The following is a 17029-nucleotide window of genomic DNA, read 5'->3' as shown; positions in this document are numbered from 1 at the left end:
CATGGTAGAAAAGCGGGATATTTTGAGCTTATCTTTGGAAGAAATACAACAGGCGGTACAGGAATGGGGACAGCCCCATTATCGTGCTCAGCAGATACTTCAATGGCTTCACAGGGGTGTAAAGAGCTTCGACGATATGACCGATTTGCCAAAGGCTCTTCGTGAGCTTCTGGCAGAGCGGTTTTATATAGTGAAGTTGCAGATGCTGGACAAACGCACATCAAGCGCAGGAGATGCAACAAAGTATTTGTTTTTACTGCAGGACCGTAATATAATTGAAAGTGTTGTGATGCGATATAAGTACGGCAATTCCCTGTGCCTGTCCACGCAGGTGGGGTGCAGGATGGGATGTAAATTCTGCGCTTCCACCATTGGAGGTTTGGTTCGCAACCTTTCGGCAGGGGAGATGCTGGCGCAGGTCATAGAGGTGAACGATGACCTTGAAAAAGTCGGGGAACGCAGGGTGGGCAATGTAGTGCTCATGGGTATTGGTGAGCCCCTTGATAATTATGATAACACCGTTAAATTTATTAAGATGATACATTATCCGATGGGGCTCAATATGAGTTACCGCAGGATTACGCTGTCCACCTGCGGACTTGTACCCAGGATGATGGATTTGGCAGAAGAAGGTCTGCCGATTACCCTTTCTATCTCCCTTCATGCGCCAAACGATGAGCTTAGAAAGCTGATCATGCCGGTTGCATCGGCCTATTCGATTGACGACATACTCAAAGCCAGCAGATATTACTTTAAAAAGACCGGCAGGAGGGTAACGTTTGAGTATGCCTTGATCAGCGATTTGAATGATCGTGAGAAGGACGCCATTGAATTGGCCCGAAGGCTGAAAGGTTTTCCGTGCCATGTTAATATCATCCCCTTGAACAACGTCAGGGGGCTTGCGTACAAGAGGAGTTCACAAGCTGCTGTGGAAAGGTTTGTTTCGGTGCTGAAATCGCAGGGAATTGCCGTTACAAAGCGCAGGGAGCTGGGGCTGGATATTGAAGGCGCCTGCGGTCAGCTCAGGAGGAGTTATCTTGAGCGGGTTGAAGCCCGTCAGGACGAGAGGTGAGGGGGACGTGAGGCTGGTATTTAGCGCTTACAGCCATCCTGGCAAGGTGAGGAAGAATAACGAAGACTATTTTTTCATTCCCAACGACGGAACGCGAGTAAAGAACTTGATGATGGTTGCCGATGGAATGGGCGGTCACAATGCAGGAGATGTGGCTAGCCGTATGGTGGTTGAGGCTATAGTGGAGTACTATGTAGAAAACTCGCACAGGGTTACATCGGTGGAGCAGGCTAAGGACCTCATATTGAATTCCATTCAGCAGGCCAATATAAAGGTGTATAACCAGTCCCAGGCCCGGGACATATATAAGGGCATGGGGACGACCCTTACCCTTGCTTATTTTTTCGACCACAGGGTATGTATAGGCCATGTGGGAGACAGCCGGGCTTATCTGGTACGCGACAGGTCGGTAACCAAAATTACCCGGGATCATTCGCTGGTTCAGGAGTTGCTGGAGGAAGGTAAGATAACCCAGGAAGAGGTGGACAATCACCCTCAAAAGAACATCATCACCCGTGCGCTTGGTACAGCAAGCCAGGTTATCGCCGATTATTATGAGATAGAGCTGAAAGACAATGATATAATAGTTTTGTGCACTGATGGTTTGAGCAATCACGTGGATTTGAACAAAAATATAGATCTTTTTTATTTTCTTGAATCGCTGGATGAGATCGCCTCGACTCTAGGCAAGAAAGCGCTGGAAGCTGGAGGCGTTGACAACGTCACAATAGTTATGGCCAAGTACTCCTGTGCGACAGAAAAGAGGTGAAGCCTTTGCTGGGACGGATTTTAGGTGGAAGATACGAGCTGGAAGAGAAGATCGGCAGCGGGGGTATGGCCATAGTCTATAAAGCCAGGTGCCATCTGCTAAAAAGGCACGTAGCCGTGAAGGTGCTCAGGCCTGAACTGGTGGAAGACGAGGAATTTGTGGCACGTTTTAAAAGGGAGTCTCAGGCAGCGGCCAGCCTTTCCCATCCCAATATTGTGAACATCTATGATGTTGGCGAGGAGAACGGAATATATTATATAGTCATGGAATACATCAAGGGGAAAACACTGAAGGAATATATACGCGAGAAGGGAAAGCTGGATTGGGAGGAGGCTGTGCGCATTGCCATCCAGATATGCTCTGCGCTCAAGCACGCCCACAAGAACGGTATCATACACCGCGATATAAAACCTCAAAACATCCTCGTTAGCGAAGACGGCACTGTAAAAGTTACGGATTTTGGCATAGCGAGGGCTGTTACCTCTGCTACCGTCACCATGGCAGGGGCCAATGTAATGGGTTCAGTACACTATTTTTCACCCGAGCAGGCCCGCGGGGGGCATGTGGACGCCAAATCAGACCTCTATTCTCTGGGCATAGTGCTGTATGAGATGGTGACGGGTACTGTTCCGTTTGAGGGTGATACTGCTATTTCTGTAGCGCTTAAGCATATTCAGGAAAAGGTAAAACCCCCTGGAGAGCTAAACCCTGATATCCCCAAAAGCCTTCAGGATGTCATAGAGAAGGCTATAGAAAAAGATCAAAATAAGCGCTACCAATCCGCTGGTGAAATGATAAAAGACCTGCAGAGAGTGCTAAAAGAGCCCAATGGCAATTTCGTCGTTCGCAGCAATGACAACAGCGATATGCCCACGCGGGTCTTCAGGCCCATTAACGTTGGAAAAGAACAACAGGAGAGCTCGGCTGAGAAAGAAAAGCGGCCCGTATGGCTGAAGCTGCTGTTTATCACCATTCCTTTACTTGCTATACTGGCGCTGTTTTTCTATATAGGCAGCCAGATATACCAGAATCATTTTGTGGTGGAAGACGTCGAGGTGCCCAGAGTGGTGGGAATGGATGAGCAGAATGCTGAAAGGATATTGCAGGAGCATAATCTGACCATGAAAGTCATCGAGAGGAAAAACAGCAGCCAGGAAGAGGGAATCATACTGTATCAGGAGCCGGCCGAGGGCATAAAGGTAAAACCTCACTCGACGGTAAATGTGGTGGTGAGCCTGGGGCCTAAGACCATAAAAGTGCCGAATGTGATTGGCTTTTCACATCGTGATGCCGAGATAGCGCTGGAGAATGCCGGGCTCAAGGTAGGACCACCGGAGTACGTTGAGAGCGATATGCCGGCCGGTACGGTGGTCAGACAGAGCATAGAGCCCAATACCGAGGTGGTGGAAAACACTGAGATTGTGCTGGTTATAAGCAAGAAGCCAGAGATAGAGCTGATTGAGGTGCAGGAATACGTTGGACTAAAAGAGGAGATTGCCAGAGAACTCATAGAGGGCATAGGGCTTAAGATAGGCAAGGTTGTCAAGGATTATAGTCAGGAATATCCCGAGGGGGTTGTATATAAGCAGAGCCCACAGGCGGGCGATGTGGTGGAACCCGGCCGTGAAGTCGACCTGTGGGTAAGTTTGGGGCCGGTGCCCTCTTATCCCAAGGTGCTGGAAATTGACCTCAGCCAGTATGAAGGGAATCAGGAGGATGATGACAATAGCAGCATAAAGGTTACGGTAAAGCGGGTTGATGATGGCCAGGTCGTATATGATGCCGAGCATGCACTATCTGAAGGTACTATATCCATAAATCTTGAAGGTTCGGGCGTTGTGCGTTACATTATATATATAGATGACCAGCCGGTGAAGGAGATTGCAGTCGATTTTACGAAAAAGGAAGATGTAGATTGATGGAGAGAGGGATTATAGTCAAAGGAGTAGGTGGATTCTATGATGTCTATTTGAGTGGCAACTTCCTGCGATGTATCCCCAGGGGCAAGTTCCGCAAACAGGGCATTACCCCTATGGTTGGGGATATGGTGGAGGTCAACACAAAAGATGCGGTGATAGAATCCATACTGCCGCGAAAAAACCAGTTTAAGCGCCCATGTGTGGCTAATATTGACAATCTTGGGATTGTTATGTCGGTTAAACATCCGAATCCGGATTTGCTGTTGGTGGATAAGCTCATATTGGCGGCCCGGATGAACTCTGTAAAGCCCTTTATAGTGATAAACAAGATAGACCTTGTAGAGTGCGAGTGTGAGATAAAGGCCATTGAAGAGGAGTATCGCCTTTCGGGCTGTTCTATTTTTTGCATATCGTGTAAGGATGGTACCGGGATTGAGGAACTCAAGCAGGGGCTGTACAGTGGTATCACCACCTTTGCCGGGCAGTCGGGGGTGGGCAAGTCATCGCTCATCAACCGGCTTTATCCGGATGTATCGCGTGAGGTGGGGGATATAAGCGACAAGACCAAGAGGGGCAGGCATACCACTCGCAGCGTAGAACTCCTCGTACTGCCCGATGGCAAGATGCTGGTCGACACCCCTGGTTTCAGCGCGCTGGAGGTGGATCTCATGCAGCCCGAGGAGGTTCAGCTTTACTACGACGAGTTTATTCCATATGTTGAGGAGTGCAGGTTCCCAAAGTGCGTACACTACAGAGAACCCCATTGTGCGGTGAAGGAGGCCGTACAGAGGGGAAAGATTCCCGGGCAGCGCTATGAACGCTACATCCGGATCATAGAGGATATAAACGAAAAGAGGAGGGAGCGGTGGTGATAAAGATTGCCCCCTCAATCCTTTCAGCGGATTTCTCCAGGCTGGGTGAGGAGATCAAAAGGCTGGATCATGGGGGTGCTGACATCGTACACATCGATGTCATGGACGGCCATTTTGTGCCCAATATCACCATAGGTCCTCTGGTGGTCAAGGCTATACGCCCTTACACCAGGCTGCCTTTTGATGTGCACCTCATGATGGACAACCCCATGGAGTTTGTGGACGCCTATGTGGAGGCCGGCGCCGATAGCATCACTGTACATGCTGAGGTGCTGCACCATCTGCACAGAGCGATATGCTACATAAAGGGTCTAGGTGTAAAGGCTGCTGTGGCTCTCAATCCGTCTACGCCCCTCAACGTCCTGGAATATGTTTTGGGGGATGTAGATATGGTGCTCTTGATGACGGTAAACCCGGGCTTTGGCGGTCAAAAGTTTATCCCGGCCATGATGGACAAGATCAGGAAGCTGGTAGATATGCGAAGCGCCTGCGGCGCTGATTTTTACATACAGGTGGATGGCGGGATTGGACTGCACAATATAAGGGATGTGGTAAAGGCTGGAGCAGAGGTTATAGTAGCCGGTTCTGCGGTTTTTGGCGCCCAGGACATAAAGGGCATTATAGAGGCTATGAGGCAAGAGGCGAAATTATGAAGGTTCTAATAATTGCCAACGGAGAGATAAGGGATATACAAAAGGTAAAGGCCATGCTGCCGCAGGTGGATTATACCATATGTGCCGATGGAGGGGTAAGGCACGCGCGGGGTCTGGGAGTTGTCCCTGATCTGATAGTGGGAGACTTCGACTCGCTGCCCGATGAGGCGTTACGGGAGTATAGCATGGCCGGGATTCCCATCAAGCGATATCCTGCTGATAAGGACAAAACTGATATGCAGATAGCAGTCGATACGGCCGTGGATATGGGGGCCAGCCAGGTATTCTTATTGGGCGCATTTGGCAGCCGGTGGGACCATTCCTATGCCAACATGCTGATGCTGTACAGGCTTGCCACACGCGGTATAAAAGCCCAGATTTTGGACTCACATAACGTTGTGATGGTTTCCAGCGGGAAAGTGGAGATAGAGGGGGAAATAGGGCAGACGCTGTCATTGCTACCCTTAAGCGGCGATGTTCGCATTTTGCGCACTGACGGGTTGAAATACCCCATAGTGGACGGCATTTTGCCCCTGGATTTCCCGTATGGTGTAAGCAATGTGTTGGTAAAACCCAGGGCAGAGGTACATGTCTGCTCGGGATGGGTAATGGTGGTGGTAGCAAGGGATTGATTTTTGGCAAGTCACCTGCCTGCTATATCCAGCATATAATGTTTATCGAGGAAAAGAAGCATTAAGTTTTCATGCAGGCGGGGAAGTGAGTGGGTTGATCGTGAGATTTTCTCCGAAAAAGAAGAGCAACACGGCCAGGATTGTTCTGGGCGTGCTCTTCATCGTTGCAGGGATACTTTTGATAATAATATGGGTACCGCTATGGATGTGGGTGTTTTTGTTAGGGTTCGTGATGATAGCCATAGGCGTCATCCTCTTGAGGAAGTGAGGTGATGGGAGTGGCCAGGATATACGTTATAAAACTACCCAAGTTGCTGGGGAAATTCATAAGAAGGTTGAGGAAAATGAGAGCCGGTTGAAAAGTTGCTGCTGATTACTTACGATTGCTCAAGGTCATAAAAGAGAATATTCTCGTAAAAATTAAAAAAACGTGCTTAATCGCACGTTTTTTTAGTGTGAACGTTTATGCGCTCTGAAACGCAATAAACTTTCATTAAAGCGCTCTTTGTACTTTCCCCGACTTAAGGCAATTGGTGCAAACCCTGATGGTCTTGGGAGTTCCATTGACGATGGCTTTCACTTTTTGAAGGTTTGGAACCCATATGCGGTTGGTCTTGCGATTGGAATGGCTGACTGCTTTTCCGTACAATAGCCCCTTCTTGCATATATCACAGCTTCTTGACATGGACTTTACACCTCCTCCTTTACATCCACTACCGTTGCTTAAAAACAATAATATTGTACCATTAAGCTGGTGGTTTTTCAAGAAAGCAAAAAGCTAAAAAATAAATGTTATTGCATGATTTGCCGTCATATTATAGAATGGTAGTAGAATTTTCGTTGGTGAAGGTATTTAAGAAGGGAGGCACAACAATGGCTGCTAGAAAAAGAAATTCGTTGGGGGAGATCATCATTTCGGACGAAGTGTTGGCAACGCTGGCGGGGATATCGGCTATGGAGTGCTATGGCATTGTAGGAATGGCTGCTAAACGCCCAACTGACGGCCTGGTGGAGCTGCTGGGTTTGGAAAATCTGTCCAGAGGTGTGAAGGTTCACACACAGGACAATGAGATTTACATAAATTTATATATCATTGTCGAATACGGGATTTCCATAGCTACTGTAGCCAAAAATGTTATGGAAACAGTGAAATATAACATAGAAAACTTTACCGGCATGAGCGTAAAACGGGTAGATATCAACGTAGAAGGCGTGAGAGTGTAAGCTACCCTGACTGAAGGAGGTACAAGGAGTTGAAGTGCGAATTCATTGATGCAGCGAAGATGAAAGAGATGATACTGTCTGCCACTCAGTTTTTGGATAAGCACAAACAGGCTGTAAACGCTCTGAACGTGTTTCCGGTTCCCGATGGCGATACCGGCACAAACATGTCGCTTACCATGCTGGCAGCGGCAAAGGAGGTACAGGGCGCCCGTTCAGATAGCATGGCCGAAGTGGTAAACGCTCTGGCCAGTGGTGCACTGAAGGGGGCAAGAGGGAATTCAGGGGTCATACTGTCTCAGTTGTTCAGAGGATTTGCCAGGGCATTACAAAGCCGCCAGGAAATTACCACCAGCGACTATGCCGAGGCCATGCAAGCGGGAGTGGATACCGCATACAAGGCTGTTATGAAGCCGGTTGAGGGTACCATGCTTACGGTTGCCCGGGTTACGGCAGAGGAAGCGAGGAAGATTGCCAGAGAACAAAAGGATTTCAATGAGTTTTATAAAGAAATCATAAAGGTGGCCAAGAGGGTCCTTGATAAAACCCCTGAAATGCTTCCGGTACTGAAGCAGGCGGGCGTTGTGGATGCAGGCGGCATGGGGCTCCTGTATATAATGATAGGCGCCAGCCATGCACTCAAGGGAACTTTTGAGCTGGACGGCGCCATTTTGGCTGCCGAGAACTATTCTGCGGCGCCCAAGCTTGAGGTACGGCCCCAGGAAGATATAGAATATGGATACTGTACTGAATTCCTCATAAAGAATCTGTATCCTTATGTGGAAGAAGGGGATGAGGAAAATTTAAGGGAAAGGTTAAATAAGCTGGGCGATTCTGTGCTGGTCATACGCGATGATGATATAATTAAAGTTCATGTGCACACCAACATGCCCGGGAAGGTGTTGCAGCTGGGATTGAGGTACGGGGAGCTGTCCAGCATAAAAATAGACAATATGAGGGAGCAACACAGGCACATAAACGAAATTGGCAGTGAGGAGTCTGCACCGCAGGATGATGCTGTGGAGAAGCAGTTCGGGGTAATTGCGGTGGCCATGGGCCAAGGGATATCTTCAATATTTAAGGATTTGGCAGTCGATTTTGTGGTTGAAGGTGGACAAACTATGAATCCCAGCATAGATGACTTACTGAAGGCTATCGAGAAGGTTAAGGCAAAGGAGATATTCATTCTTCCTAACAACGGCAATATAATCTTGTCGGCCTCCCAGGCACAGCAGATAAGCGATAAAAAGATTTATGTTATACCCAGCAAGTCCATTCCACAGGGTATAGCGGCAATGCTGGCGTTCAATCCCGATGTGGATGCCGAGACCAATGTACAGCGCATGACGGCGGCATTGAGCTCGGTGAAGACTGGACAGGTGACATATGCCGTACGAGATTCGAATTTCGATGGTATGAGCATACAAAAGGGCGATATTTTGGGCCTGATTGATGGCAAAATAAGCGTGGTGGGCAAGGATATAAACGAAGTCACCAGAGGCCTTATAGATAATATGATGGATGATGAGAGCGAGATAATCACTCTATATTACGGGGAGCAGGTGAGCGCCCAGGATGCTGAAGCTATAGCGGATTTTGTGTCGAGCCGCTATCCCGACGTCGAGGTGGAAGTCCATTTTGGCGGCCAGCCATTGTATTATTACATCATATCAGTAGAGTGAGCGGGTTGATGTCAATTCAAACGATAAGCCGGAGGAGCACCTTCCGGCTTTTTGTTTTGTTCATTGATTTATCAAATTCACTTGTTCTGCAAAGCATTGAGTTACAAAGCTTGGCGTTTTGTGAAGAGCAAGATACGGGTTGCAGACAAACAGTTTTAATGAGGGCTAGATCGTTTAAAAATGCTCAAAATATTGTGGTATAATTTTTCTATATAGCATATTTTAATCTTCAATTGCTGAGCGATGTTTTTACCATGATGAGGTGCAAACGGTTTATGAGCATATTGAAGCAGGATGTACAGTTTATAAAAGGCGTGGGTCCCAAAAAGGCTGCCCGTTTAAACAAGCTGGGCATAAAGACTGTAGAGGATGCGCTGCATCATTTTCCTAGGGATTACGAAATGTGGCGCGGTATAAAGAAAGTGGCCAGCGCTGTGGATGGGGAAGACGCATCCTTTATGGTGACCTTTGTAGGGAATGCAAACACTCAAAAGCCCAGGAAGGGCTTGACCATAACCACATGGCGTGCAAAAGACGATACCGGCTATCTGTGGTGCGTATGGTTTAATCAGCCTTACCGCAGCAATATGTACAGCACTGATAAGCTGTATTTTGTTCGTGGAAGGGTAGAATACAGGTATGGGATGGTGCAGCTTCAGAACCCCATTGTTGAGGAGTATGTCCCCGAAAAACATGATGGCAGCAAAATACTGCCCATTTATCCGCTCACCGAGGGGATTACGCAAAAAGACATGCGCAATTTGATGGCAGAGGCTCTGAAGAGAGTAGAAGGAAGCTTGAATGACGAGTTTCCGGCAGATTTGCGAAAGAGGTTTAAGCTGGCTGAAAAGAATTTTGCTATGCGCCATATACACTTTCCTCAATCCCTTCAGGCGCTGGAAGAGGCCAGGCGCAGGCTGGTGTTCGAAGAGCTGTTCTTTATGAAGATGGCGCTACAACTGATTCGCGAGAAGAATCAGAGCGACAACCGGGGGTTGACCTTTGAGTGGGACCAGAGGGCTTTTGAAGAGTTTGTACAAAACCTGCCCTTTCCTCTGACCAATGCGCAGAAGAGGGTGGTGGACGAGATACTGCGGGATTTGAAGAGCGGAAGAGTGATGAATCGGCTGGTACAGGGAGATGTGGGTTCCGGCAAAACGGTGGTGGCGGCCCTGGCTTTATACTGTGCCGTGCTCAGCGGATATCAGGGAGCCATGATGGTCCCAACAGAGATACTGGCCAGACAGCACTATGCAACCCTCAAAGAGCTGTTTGATGGTACCGGTGTAAAGGTGGAGTGCCTTGTGGGTGGGATGAAGAATGTCGAGAAGGAGAGCATAAGATTCAGGCTGGCCACAGGGGACATCGATATCCTTGTTGGAACCCATGCGGTGATTGAGGACGGGGTGAACTTCAAAAATCTGGGCCTGGTTATAACCGACGAACAGCATCGGTTTGGGGTGCGGCAAAGAGCTGCACTGCAGCAGAAAGGCCAATCGCCCCATATGCTGGTCATGTCGGCTACTCCTATACCCAGGACCCTTGCTCTGATGTTTTATGGCGATTTGGACGTCTCGGTGATCGATGAGCTGCCACCTGGCAGAAAGCCTGTTAAGACCTATCATGTACCCCCATCCATGAAGGGGCGGGTTTTGGAATTCATCAAGCGTCAGGTGGCAGAAGGGCGCCAGGCATACATGGTGTGCCCTTTGGTGGAGGAGTCGGATGCTATAGATTCGCAGTCGGCGATTGAACTGTTTGAAACATTAAGGCGCGGGGAGCTGGCCGATTTGAGGCTGGGGCTTTTGCACGGGCGTATGAAGCCTGCTGAAAAGGAGAGCGTAATGGAGGCCTTTGCAGCCGGCCAGATCGATGTGCTGATTTCAACGACGGTGATAGAGGTAGGGGTGAACGTGCCCAATGCAACCGTCATGGTAATTGAAAACGCCGAGAGGTTTGGCCTGGCTCAGCTGCATCAGCTGAGAGGACGGGTAGGCCGCGGTGAGCACCAGTCTTACTGCATCCTGATTGCCGATGCCAAGACCAAGGAGATTTATGAGCGCATGAAGGTCATGACCAAGTCTAACGACGGGTTTGAAATAGCCGAGAAAGATCTACAGCTCAGGGGGCCGGGCGATTTCCTCGGGGTTAAGCAGCATGGCCTGCCCGAGTTTAAAATTGCCAACCTTGTTAGGGATATAGGTATATTAAAGCAGGTTGACCTGGCTGTAAGGCAGGTTTTACAGCAAAGGGACAACCCTGCCTATAAAGCCCTGATTGAATATACGATGGATAAGTTTAATGAACAGCTGAATGAGATAACATTCAATTAAAAAGAGTTATTTTTGTCGCGTTTGTTATAACGGCGTATTGGGGTAATGGAAGTAATGTAATGGATGATGAGAATAATGAATTGGATGTATTGCTAAACTTTGGAGAAAACCTTGTTACCCCTGAGTGGACGTTTATAAGGGATCAGCTTTACCGCTTTAAAGAATGAAAAAATATAAATGGAGATGCTAATATACAGTTGCTATATATTACTAGAGTAAAAATCGTTATATTGGTTAAATTAATAATACCACGATAAATCAGGAGGTGAAATAGACGTGGCCAGGAATAATAAGAAGGTAGTTCCCGAGGCTAGGCAGGCTCTTGACAACATGAAGTTTGAGATAGCCAGCCAGCTGGGAGTCAATCTGAAGCAGGGGTACAATGGAGACTTGACCGCTAAAGAGGCTGGTTATATCGGTGGGTATATGGTGAAGAGGATGATCGAGCAGGCCGAGAGGCAGCTCAGCGGTAGATAACATGTATGATAAAAGGGAACGGCTTTGAGTCGTTCCCTTTTATCATTTTTGGTAGCTGCTAAAACCGTGCATCTGCGAGCACTAGTTAAAGTGGTCAGCATGGGGAAAAGCATTTTAAATGTGCTGTTTTCTCTTTTCAGTTGTGCCGTGATCACACGCCAAGGTTGCTGCATAAAACAAAAAAAGCTGGTGACCTTTAAGCCACCAGCGCTGGGAGAGGAGAAATTGAAGGAAGAGCTCTATGGGGGATGTTACACTTCTATTATTGCACGATATGGCTGAAAATATACATCCGCTTGTATAGGAAAATTAGCCTGTTTTTTAAAGATTGCTTGTCCGGTATAGCAAATTATGCTAGAATGAATAATAATTAAAAAATTAGGTATCATGGGGGAAACCGGCTTGAGAGTTATAGCAGGGCGGTGGAAGGGGAGAAGGCTGCTAGCGGTAAAGGGCATGCATACCCGGCCCACATCTGACAGGGTAAAAGAGGCCATATTTAACATACTGCAGCAGTACATTACCGGCAGCAACGTGCTGGACCTGTTTGCCGGGACGGGCAATCTGGGCCTAGAGGCTTTAAGCAGGGGTTGTTCAAGGGTAGTATTTGTGGAGAAGGACCCGCGTGCCATCGATGTGCTCAACAAAAACCGTGCCAATTTGGGATGCGTTGAACAAACCACCGTCATGCGCGACGATGTGTTTTACGCAATCAAACGCCTTTCCGGCCGGGAAAGGTTTGACATAATATTTGCTGATCCCCCTTACAGCAGAGGATTGGAAGCCCTGCTTCTGAATGCCATTGCCGACAGCGATATACTGTGTCAGGATGGCATAGTTGTGCTTGAGCATTCCAGCAGGGACCATCAACCTGATAGAGTGGGGAGCTTGATTAAACTGCAGGACAGGCGTTACGGTGATACAGCGATAAGCTTTTATAAAAAGGAGTGAATGGCGTCATGAAGGTGGCTGTTTATCCAGGCAGTTTCGATCCCATAACAAATGGGCATATGGATATCATAAAAAGGGCCAGCAAGATATTTGACAAGCTGATTGTGGCTGTTGTGCGCAACCCCAACAAGGTGGCGACATTTACGGTGGCCGAAAGGATGGAGCTCATTAAAAAAGCGGTGAGCGATTTGCCCAACGTGGAAGTTGATCATTTCGAAGGATTGCTGGTTGATTTCATGAGGAAGAAAAACGCCTGCGTTATCATAAAGGGATTGAGGGCAGTATCCGATTTTGAATACGAGTTTCAGATGGCGCTTATGAACAGAAAGCTGGACCCCAATATAGAAACCTTGTTCATGATGACCAGCTATAAGTATTCCTATTTGAGCTCCAGCATTGTCAAGGAGATCGGCAGGCTGGGAGGATGTATAGGCGAACTGGTGCCGGAAGTTATTCTGCCTGATATACAAAAGAGATTGATTAACTCATGAGGGGGAGTAGGAGAGATGAATATTTTCAACCTTCTGGATATTTTGGAGGATGAGTTGGAGAATGGCAAGCCTGTGCCCCTCCTGGGCAAAGTAATGGTGGACCGCGATAAATGCCTGGATATCATCAGGGATATTCGCCTTAGCTTGCCGGAAGCACTGCAACAGGCAGAGATGATAACCAAGGAACGCCAGAGGATACTGGCCGAAGCGCAAAAGGAAGCCGAAACCCTTCTTAAGGAGGCCGAACAGCACATCAAAGTCCTTGTGGACGAGCACGAGATCACGCAGATGGCCTATCAGCAGTCAAGGGAGATCATCGAAAATGCACAGGATAGCGCCAAGAAGATACGGCTGGGTGCAAGGGAGTACGCTGATGAGATACTGCAGGAGGTGGAACGCTACCTTGCACATCAGCTGGAGGTCATAAGGCAGAACCGCGAGGAGCTAAAGGGGAGTAAGAAGTGAGGGCGCTATGGGCGGTTTGAGTGCCTGGATGGATTGAGGCGTACCATGATAAGGGAAATTAAGGCGGTCAGAAACAGAATCAAGATGGAGCATACAACCAGCTGCCATGCGCTTTGCAGCTGAGTGTAAAATGATGTACTCGTTTGAGGAGAAAATTGGTGGAATACGCCCGGGTCGGGTTGTACCCATATTTTCATAATGGTCCAGGCCAGGATGGAAGCCAGGATTCCATGGAGAAATTTGGCCATGGTGTACAGGCCAATGGAGATGCCGCTCTTGCTTAAAAAGCCCATTGCCTGGCAGTGAATAGAAAATCCGCTCCAGCTGATTACAAATGCGCTTAGAATTATTTTTTGGGACAGTGGAGCGGCGGCCTGGGATATCAGCTTGCACCCGGTGGTCATCTCGAATATTCCGCCGATTAAGCCAGGGAGCAGTTGTGGTTCCATTCCCAAAGGCAGGAGGAGAGGTGCCAGCATTCGGGACACATTGCTTATGAAGCCCGTTTTTAACAAAATATTGATGATTACCGAAAAGAGGATGATAAATCCCCCTATATACAAAAGTGCGTTCATGGAATTGCGGACGGCATCGCCCAGCATTTCTCCAAAGGTTCTGCTGTTCTTTTTTCTTGCGGCCAGCAGGGCCGCAAAAGCCGCTTTAAAGCCAGGGGGATTATCTATTTTTTTGGCCTTTTTATAGTCGGATGGCATATAAAGGCGAAATATGAGGCCTACTATAATGGAAGCGATATAGTGGCTTGCTGCGATGACCTTGCCGGCTGCAGAACTGTTGAGCATTCCTATGCCCACCGCGCCCAGCATGAAGAGCGGGCCGGAGGTGCTGCAAAAGGCCATTATCCTTTGGGCTTCGTGGACGGTTATGCTGCCTCTCTCGAGGAAAGAGGAGGTCAGCTTTGCCCCTACGGGATAGCCCGAGGTGATGCTCATGGCCCATATAAACGAGCTTTCACCCGGGCAGCGAAACAAGGGTCTCATGACAGGCCTGAGTAGGATGGCAAAAAAGTCCACCAGCCCGATGCCCATCATTATTTCGGAGGTGATGAAGAAAGGAAGCAGTGCCGGGAAGACGTTTCTCAGCCAGGTGTCCAGGCCAGTCAAGGCCGCTTGAAACGATTGGCGCGGAAAGGCGATTATAAAACAGGCGACCAGGAGACATAACATTACCAATGTTATCGATTGTAGCTTTATCAAGGCATATCTTTTATGCATTTTTCCTCCCATAATAAGGCATATAAAGAGTGCGCTTCAGTATAATTCATATTGTGGAGGTAGTAAGTTTATGAAGAAAAAGGTGAAGATAGGGTTGGCTTTGGGCTCGGGGGCTGCTAGAGGTTTGGCTCACATTGGTGTACTGCAGGTGCTTGAGGAAAACGGGATCGTCCCTGACTACATAGCCGGAACCAGCATTGGGGCCATTGTAGGAGCTTTGTATGCCGCCGGTGTTTCCCCAAAGATGATGGAGGCCCTGGCACAAAACCTGGACATAAAGAAGTATTATGATGTCACTGTTCCGCGTTACGGCTTTGTAAAGGGACAGAGGATTGAAGAACTCATCAAGCTGCTTACCCGCGATAAAGAGTTTAGCGAACTTAACATTCCTCTTACCGTAACGGCCGTTGACCTTAAGACCTGCAGGTTGATAGAGCTTAACGAGGGCAAGGTATACAGGGCTGTGCGGTCCAGTATATCCATCCCTGGGATATTTACCCCAGTTGAACAGGGAGATTATATCCTGGTGGATGGGGGGCTGCTGGCACGGGTGCCGGTGGATACCGTTAAACGCATGGGAGCCGATGTGGTCATAGGAGTGGACGTAGGATTTCGAGGGCAGCATCGTCCGCCTGTAAACATTCTGGAAGTGATTTTGCAGTCATTGGAGGTAATGGAACTGGAGATTTTGAAGAACAACGTGGAAAAAGGGGATGTGATAATCTATCCCGATGTCTCGGATATACACCCCTTTTATTTCGACAAGGTGGAGGAATGCGTACAGGAGGGCAGAAAAGCGGCCCTGAAAGCCATGGACCGCATAAAAAATCTCATACAAACCTACCAGCGTTAGACAATCCTGATCTTCTCGGTAAAGTCCCTGTTTCCCCTTCTGTAGCGTGGATCGGGTATGCCCAGGCTGTATAAATCGGTGGCCAAAATGTCTATATCAAACATTTCGCGGGCTATGGGGCTTTCGAGTATGCGAGCATAGTGAGCTGTCTTGGTTATTATGGGCACCTTGGCGTTTTGTTTTAATTGCTTCAAAAGCGGTATGGCTCTTTTTGAGAATCCCAGAATTCGCAAGTATTGGGGCCCACCGGCGCGCCGAAATCTTTCCACTCTTTCTCTTGTTATACCCAGCAATGCATGAATGAGTATGCGCTGCAGGCGCGTGTATACGTATCTCTTTGTCTTGGCAAGGGCTATGAATTCATCCAGGGTAGAGGCTTTAAGAGCGCATTCCTTTATGCGGTTTTCAAGGCCTTCATCTACATCCATAAGGTGTTTGATGTCTTCCAGGCACATCGAGCGGATTTTTCCCAATAAGAGCTGTTCAAGGGAATTGTTGGTGACCGGCCCTTTCCCAGATTCTACAGCGCGTTTTAATATTTCAAAGGATGCCTGAGGAATTGCCTGGGAAATGCTATCCCAGCATTTTTGCCTCAGGAGCTCATTCCTTATGGCCGTTGCGCTGGATACCTCACCGCTCATCTCTTGAGCGTTGTATGGTGCACCTATCCGCTGAATTGTAACCGGGATTATGCTGCTGTTGGTTCTGTAGAGCGCCTTCAGGTATTCTATTGCCAGTATGGAGTTTGAGCTGTTGATTATTTTTTCCCACTGGCTTTCTGAAAAGCCCGGCCCGCTTCTTTTTGCATGCTCTTTGATTGCCCTGTGCCTGGCCTGAGGGAAGGACAGCCCTTGATCCAGGTATTGTTTTAACAGAGCTTTAAAAGGTGGTGGTTCATCGGCCAGTATCCTGGCTATTTCTGCAAGGGGTTGTATCTGCCCTATTTCGCTGCCAAAGCTAATGTGGGTTACCACCCCTGTATGGTTGAGAAGCTGAACGCCGCCATAGGCGAACAGTTCCGCCGTTTGAGATGAATATGCGGCCGGCAGCTCTACTACTATATCGACGCCGTTTCTAAGCGCCATCTCAGTCCTTTCCCATTTATCGATTATGGCCGCTTCGCCCCTTTGGGTGAAGTGGCCCGACATGGCCACCATGGTGTAATCGGGATCGATGAGCTCTAAAGAGCTTTTAAGGTGATACATGTGCCCGTTGTGGAACGGATTGTATTCGGCGATAATCCCCAATACTTTCACCATAACTCCCCCTCGCTTTGGAGATGATATAGATGATATATTATTATTTTATCTTGAACTCAGTGCAATGTAAAACTTCAAAAAACTATTGATTTGCTAGTCATTTGGGTTAGAATAGATAATGGTTGTTTTAAGCTAAAAAAATATATAC

At 48.1% G+C, this 17029-nt stretch carries 20 protein-coding genes; 17 read left to right on the top strand and 3 right to left on the bottom strand.

The features are described 5' to 3' along the window. Window position 1 precedes the first annotated feature (1 nt). The 7 genes from rlmN (at window position 2) to KVG29_RS00875 (ending at window position 6185) form a co-directional block, all read left to right on the top strand. Window positions 2-1072 carry a dual-specificity RNA methyltransferase RlmN gene (rlmN, locus tag KVG29_RS00905; protein WP_252225768.1) on the top strand — a complete coding sequence of 357 codons (1071 nt, stop codon included), beginning with the start codon at window positions 2-4 and terminating at the stop codon, window positions 1070-1072. Beyond that, window positions 1038-1841 (top strand): Stp1/IreP family PP2C-type Ser/Thr phosphatase, encoded by an 804-nt coding sequence (locus tag KVG29_RS00900; RefSeq protein ID WP_252225766.1) that lies wholly within the window; start codon window positions 1038-1040, stop codon window positions 1839-1841. The genes rlmN and KVG29_RS00900 overlap by 35 nt, the downstream gene beginning before the upstream one ends. Then, complete coding sequence (gene pknB, locus KVG29_RS00895) at window positions 1838-3760, top strand: Stk1 family PASTA domain-containing Ser/Thr kinase (protein WP_252225764.1); 1923 nt, start codon at window positions 1838-1840, stop codon at window positions 3758-3760. The genes KVG29_RS00900 and pknB overlap by 4 nt, the downstream gene beginning before the upstream one ends. Then, complete coding sequence (gene rsgA / locus KVG29_RS00890) at window positions 3760-4632, top strand: ribosome small subunit-dependent GTPase A (protein WP_252225762.1); 873 nt, start codon at window positions 3760-3762, stop codon at window positions 4630-4632. Before pknB ends, rsgA begins: the two co-directional genes overlap by 1 nt. Then, on the top strand, window positions 4629-5285 hold the full coding sequence (gene rpe / locus KVG29_RS00885) for a ribulose-phosphate 3-epimerase (protein ID WP_252225760.1): 657 nt from the start codon (window positions 4629-4631) through the stop codon (window positions 5283-5285). Before rsgA ends, rpe begins: the two co-directional genes overlap by 4 nt. Next, window positions 5282-5917, top strand: a complete 636-nt coding sequence (locus tag KVG29_RS00880; protein ID WP_252225758.1) for a thiamine diphosphokinase — start codon at window positions 5282-5284, stop codon at window positions 5915-5917. Before rpe ends, KVG29_RS00880 begins: the two co-directional genes overlap by 4 nt. Before the next feature lie 85 nt (window positions 5918-6002). Next, on the top strand, window positions 6003-6185 hold the full coding sequence (locus KVG29_RS00875) for a hypothetical protein (protein ID WP_252225756.1): 183 nt from the start codon (window positions 6003-6005) through the stop codon (window positions 6183-6185). Window positions 6186-6410: 225 nt separating this feature from the next. On the opposite strand, the gene rpmB is transcribed toward KVG29_RS00875, so the two are convergent. After that, window positions 6411-6602 (bottom strand): 50S ribosomal protein L28, encoded by a 192-nt coding sequence (rpmB, locus tag KVG29_RS00870; RefSeq protein ID WP_252225754.1) that lies wholly within the window; start codon window positions 6600-6602, stop codon window positions 6411-6413. A 188-nt stretch (window positions 6603-6790) separates the two neighbouring features. Here rpmB and KVG29_RS00865 point away from each other — a divergent pair, with 188 nt between their 5' ends. The 9 genes from KVG29_RS00865 to KVG29_RS00825 all read left to right on the top strand — a co-directional run bounded on the left by KVG29_RS00865 (window position 6791) and on the right by KVG29_RS00825 (window position 13537). Continuing rightward, a complete protein-coding gene (locus KVG29_RS00865; protein WP_252225752.1) occupies window positions 6791-7141 on the top strand; it encodes an Asp23/Gls24 family envelope stress response protein in 351 nt (116 codons plus the stop codon). 29 nt (window positions 7142-7170) lie between these two features. Further along, window positions 7171-8820: a DAK2 domain-containing protein gene (locus KVG29_RS00860; protein ID WP_338084604.1), complete on the top strand. Its 1650-nt coding sequence runs from the start codon at window positions 7171-7173 to the stop codon at window positions 8818-8820. Window positions 8821-9095: 275 nt separating this feature from the next. Next, entirely contained in the window at window positions 9096-11153 is a 2058-nt protein-coding gene (gene recG / locus KVG29_RS00855; RefSeq protein WP_252225750.1) for an ATP-dependent DNA helicase RecG, read from the top strand. A gap of 59 nt (window positions 11154-11212) precedes the next feature. Next, window positions 11213-11320, top strand: a complete 108-nt coding sequence (locus KVG29_RS00850; RefSeq protein WP_252225748.1) for a DUF4846 domain-containing protein — start codon at window positions 11213-11215, stop codon at window positions 11318-11320. Window positions 11321-11429: 109 nt separating this feature from the next. Beyond that, window positions 11430-11630, top strand: coding sequence for an alpha/beta-type small acid-soluble spore protein (locus KVG29_RS00845; RefSeq protein ID WP_252225746.1), 201 nt, complete (start codon window positions 11430-11432; stop codon window positions 11628-11630). A gap of 48 nt (window positions 11631-11678) precedes the next feature. Then, window positions 11679-11912: a hypothetical protein gene (locus tag KVG29_RS00840; protein ID WP_252225744.1), complete on the top strand. Its 234-nt coding sequence runs from the start codon at window positions 11679-11681 to the stop codon at window positions 11910-11912. A gap of 120 nt (window positions 11913-12032) precedes the next feature. After that, on the top strand, window positions 12033-12581 hold the full coding sequence (rsmD, locus tag KVG29_RS00835; protein ID WP_252225742.1) for a 16S rRNA (guanine(966)-N(2))-methyltransferase RsmD: 549 nt from the start codon (window positions 12033-12035) through the stop codon (window positions 12579-12581). An 8-nt stretch (window positions 12582-12589) separates the two neighbouring features. Next, a complete protein-coding gene (gene coaD / locus KVG29_RS00830; protein WP_252225740.1) occupies window positions 12590-13072 on the top strand; it encodes a pantetheine-phosphate adenylyltransferase in 483 nt (160 codons plus the stop codon). Between the two features lie 15 nt (window positions 13073-13087). After that, window positions 13088-13537 carry an ATPase gene (locus tag KVG29_RS00825; protein ID WP_252225738.1) on the top strand — a complete coding sequence of 150 codons (450 nt, stop codon included), beginning with the start codon at window positions 13088-13090 and terminating at the stop codon, window positions 13535-13537. 5 nt (window positions 13538-13542) lie between these two features. Here the strand turns inward: KVG29_RS00825 and ylbJ are convergent, their stop codons facing one another. Further along, window positions 13543-14769, bottom strand: a complete 1227-nt coding sequence (gene ylbJ / locus KVG29_RS00820) for a sporulation integral membrane protein YlbJ (protein ID WP_252225736.1) — start codon at window positions 14767-14769, stop codon at window positions 13543-13545. 70 nt (window positions 14770-14839) lie between these two features. Between ylbJ and KVG29_RS00815 the strand changes: the two genes are divergently transcribed. After that, a complete protein-coding gene (locus tag KVG29_RS00815) occupies window positions 14840-15622 on the top strand; it encodes a patatin-like phospholipase family protein (protein ID WP_252225735.1) in 783 nt (260 codons plus the stop codon). Here the strand turns inward: KVG29_RS00815 and KVG29_RS00810 are convergent. Continuing rightward, entirely contained in the window at window positions 15619-16881 is a 1263-nt protein-coding gene (locus tag KVG29_RS00810; protein ID WP_252225734.1) for a nucleotidyltransferase, read from the bottom strand. The genes KVG29_RS00815 and KVG29_RS00810 overlap by 4 nt on opposite strands. Window positions 16882-17029 lie beyond the last annotated feature (148 nt).

The sequence above is a fragment of the Caldicoprobacter algeriensis genome (assembly GCF_023838525.1).
In the GTDB taxonomy this organism is placed as follows: Bacteria; Bacillota; Clostridia; order Caldicoprobacterales; family Caldicoprobacteraceae; genus Caldicoprobacter; species Caldicoprobacter algeriensis.
The sequence above is the reverse complement of the archived record's forward strand: the minus strand, read 5'-3'. Positions and strand labels throughout refer to the sequence as shown.

What these genes read in the sequence shown, in the direction of transcription:
- recG (WP_252225750.1), top strand. Translation starts at nt 9,096, where the DNA reads ATGAGCATATTGAAGCAGGATGTACAGTTTATAAAAGGCGTGGGTCCC.
- rsgA (WP_252225762.1), top strand. Translation starts at nt 3,760, where the DNA reads ATGGAGAGAGGGATTATAGTCAAAGGAGTAGGTGGATTCTATGATGTC.
- KVG29_RS00810 (WP_252225734.1), bottom strand. Translation starts at nt 16,881, where the DNA reads ATGGTGAAAGTATTGGGGATTATCGCCGAATACAATCCGTTCCACAAC.
- KVG29_RS00850 (WP_252225748.1), top strand. Translation starts at nt 11,213, where the DNA reads ATGGATGATGAGAATAATGAATTGGATGTATTGCTAAACTTTGGAGAA.
- coaD (WP_252225740.1), top strand. Translation starts at nt 12,590, where the DNA reads ATGAAGGTGGCTGTTTATCCAGGCAGTTTCGATCCCATAACAAATGGG.
- rlmN (WP_252225768.1), top strand. Translation starts at nt 2, where the DNA reads ATGGTAGAAAAGCGGGATATTTTGAGCTTATCTTTGGAAGAAATACAA.
- KVG29_RS00865 (WP_252225752.1), top strand. Translation starts at nt 6,791, where the DNA reads ATGGCTGCTAGAAAAAGAAATTCGTTGGGGGAGATCATCATTTCGGAC.
- rpmB (WP_252225754.1), bottom strand. Translation starts at nt 6,602, where the DNA reads ATGTCAAGAAGCTGTGATATATGCAAGAAGGGGCTATTGTACGGAAAA.
- KVG29_RS00880 (WP_252225758.1), top strand. Translation starts at nt 5,282, where the DNA reads ATGAAGGTTCTAATAATTGCCAACGGAGAGATAAGGGATATACAAAAG.
- KVG29_RS00825 (WP_252225738.1), top strand. Translation starts at nt 13,088, where the DNA reads ATGAATATTTTCAACCTTCTGGATATTTTGGAGGATGAGTTGGAGAAT.
- KVG29_RS00815 (WP_252225735.1), top strand. Translation starts at nt 14,840, where the DNA reads ATGAAGAAAAAGGTGAAGATAGGGTTGGCTTTGGGCTCGGGGGCTGCT.
- ylbJ (WP_252225736.1), bottom strand. Translation starts at nt 14,769, where the DNA reads ATGCATAAAAGATATGCCTTGATAAAGCTACAATCGATAACATTGGTA.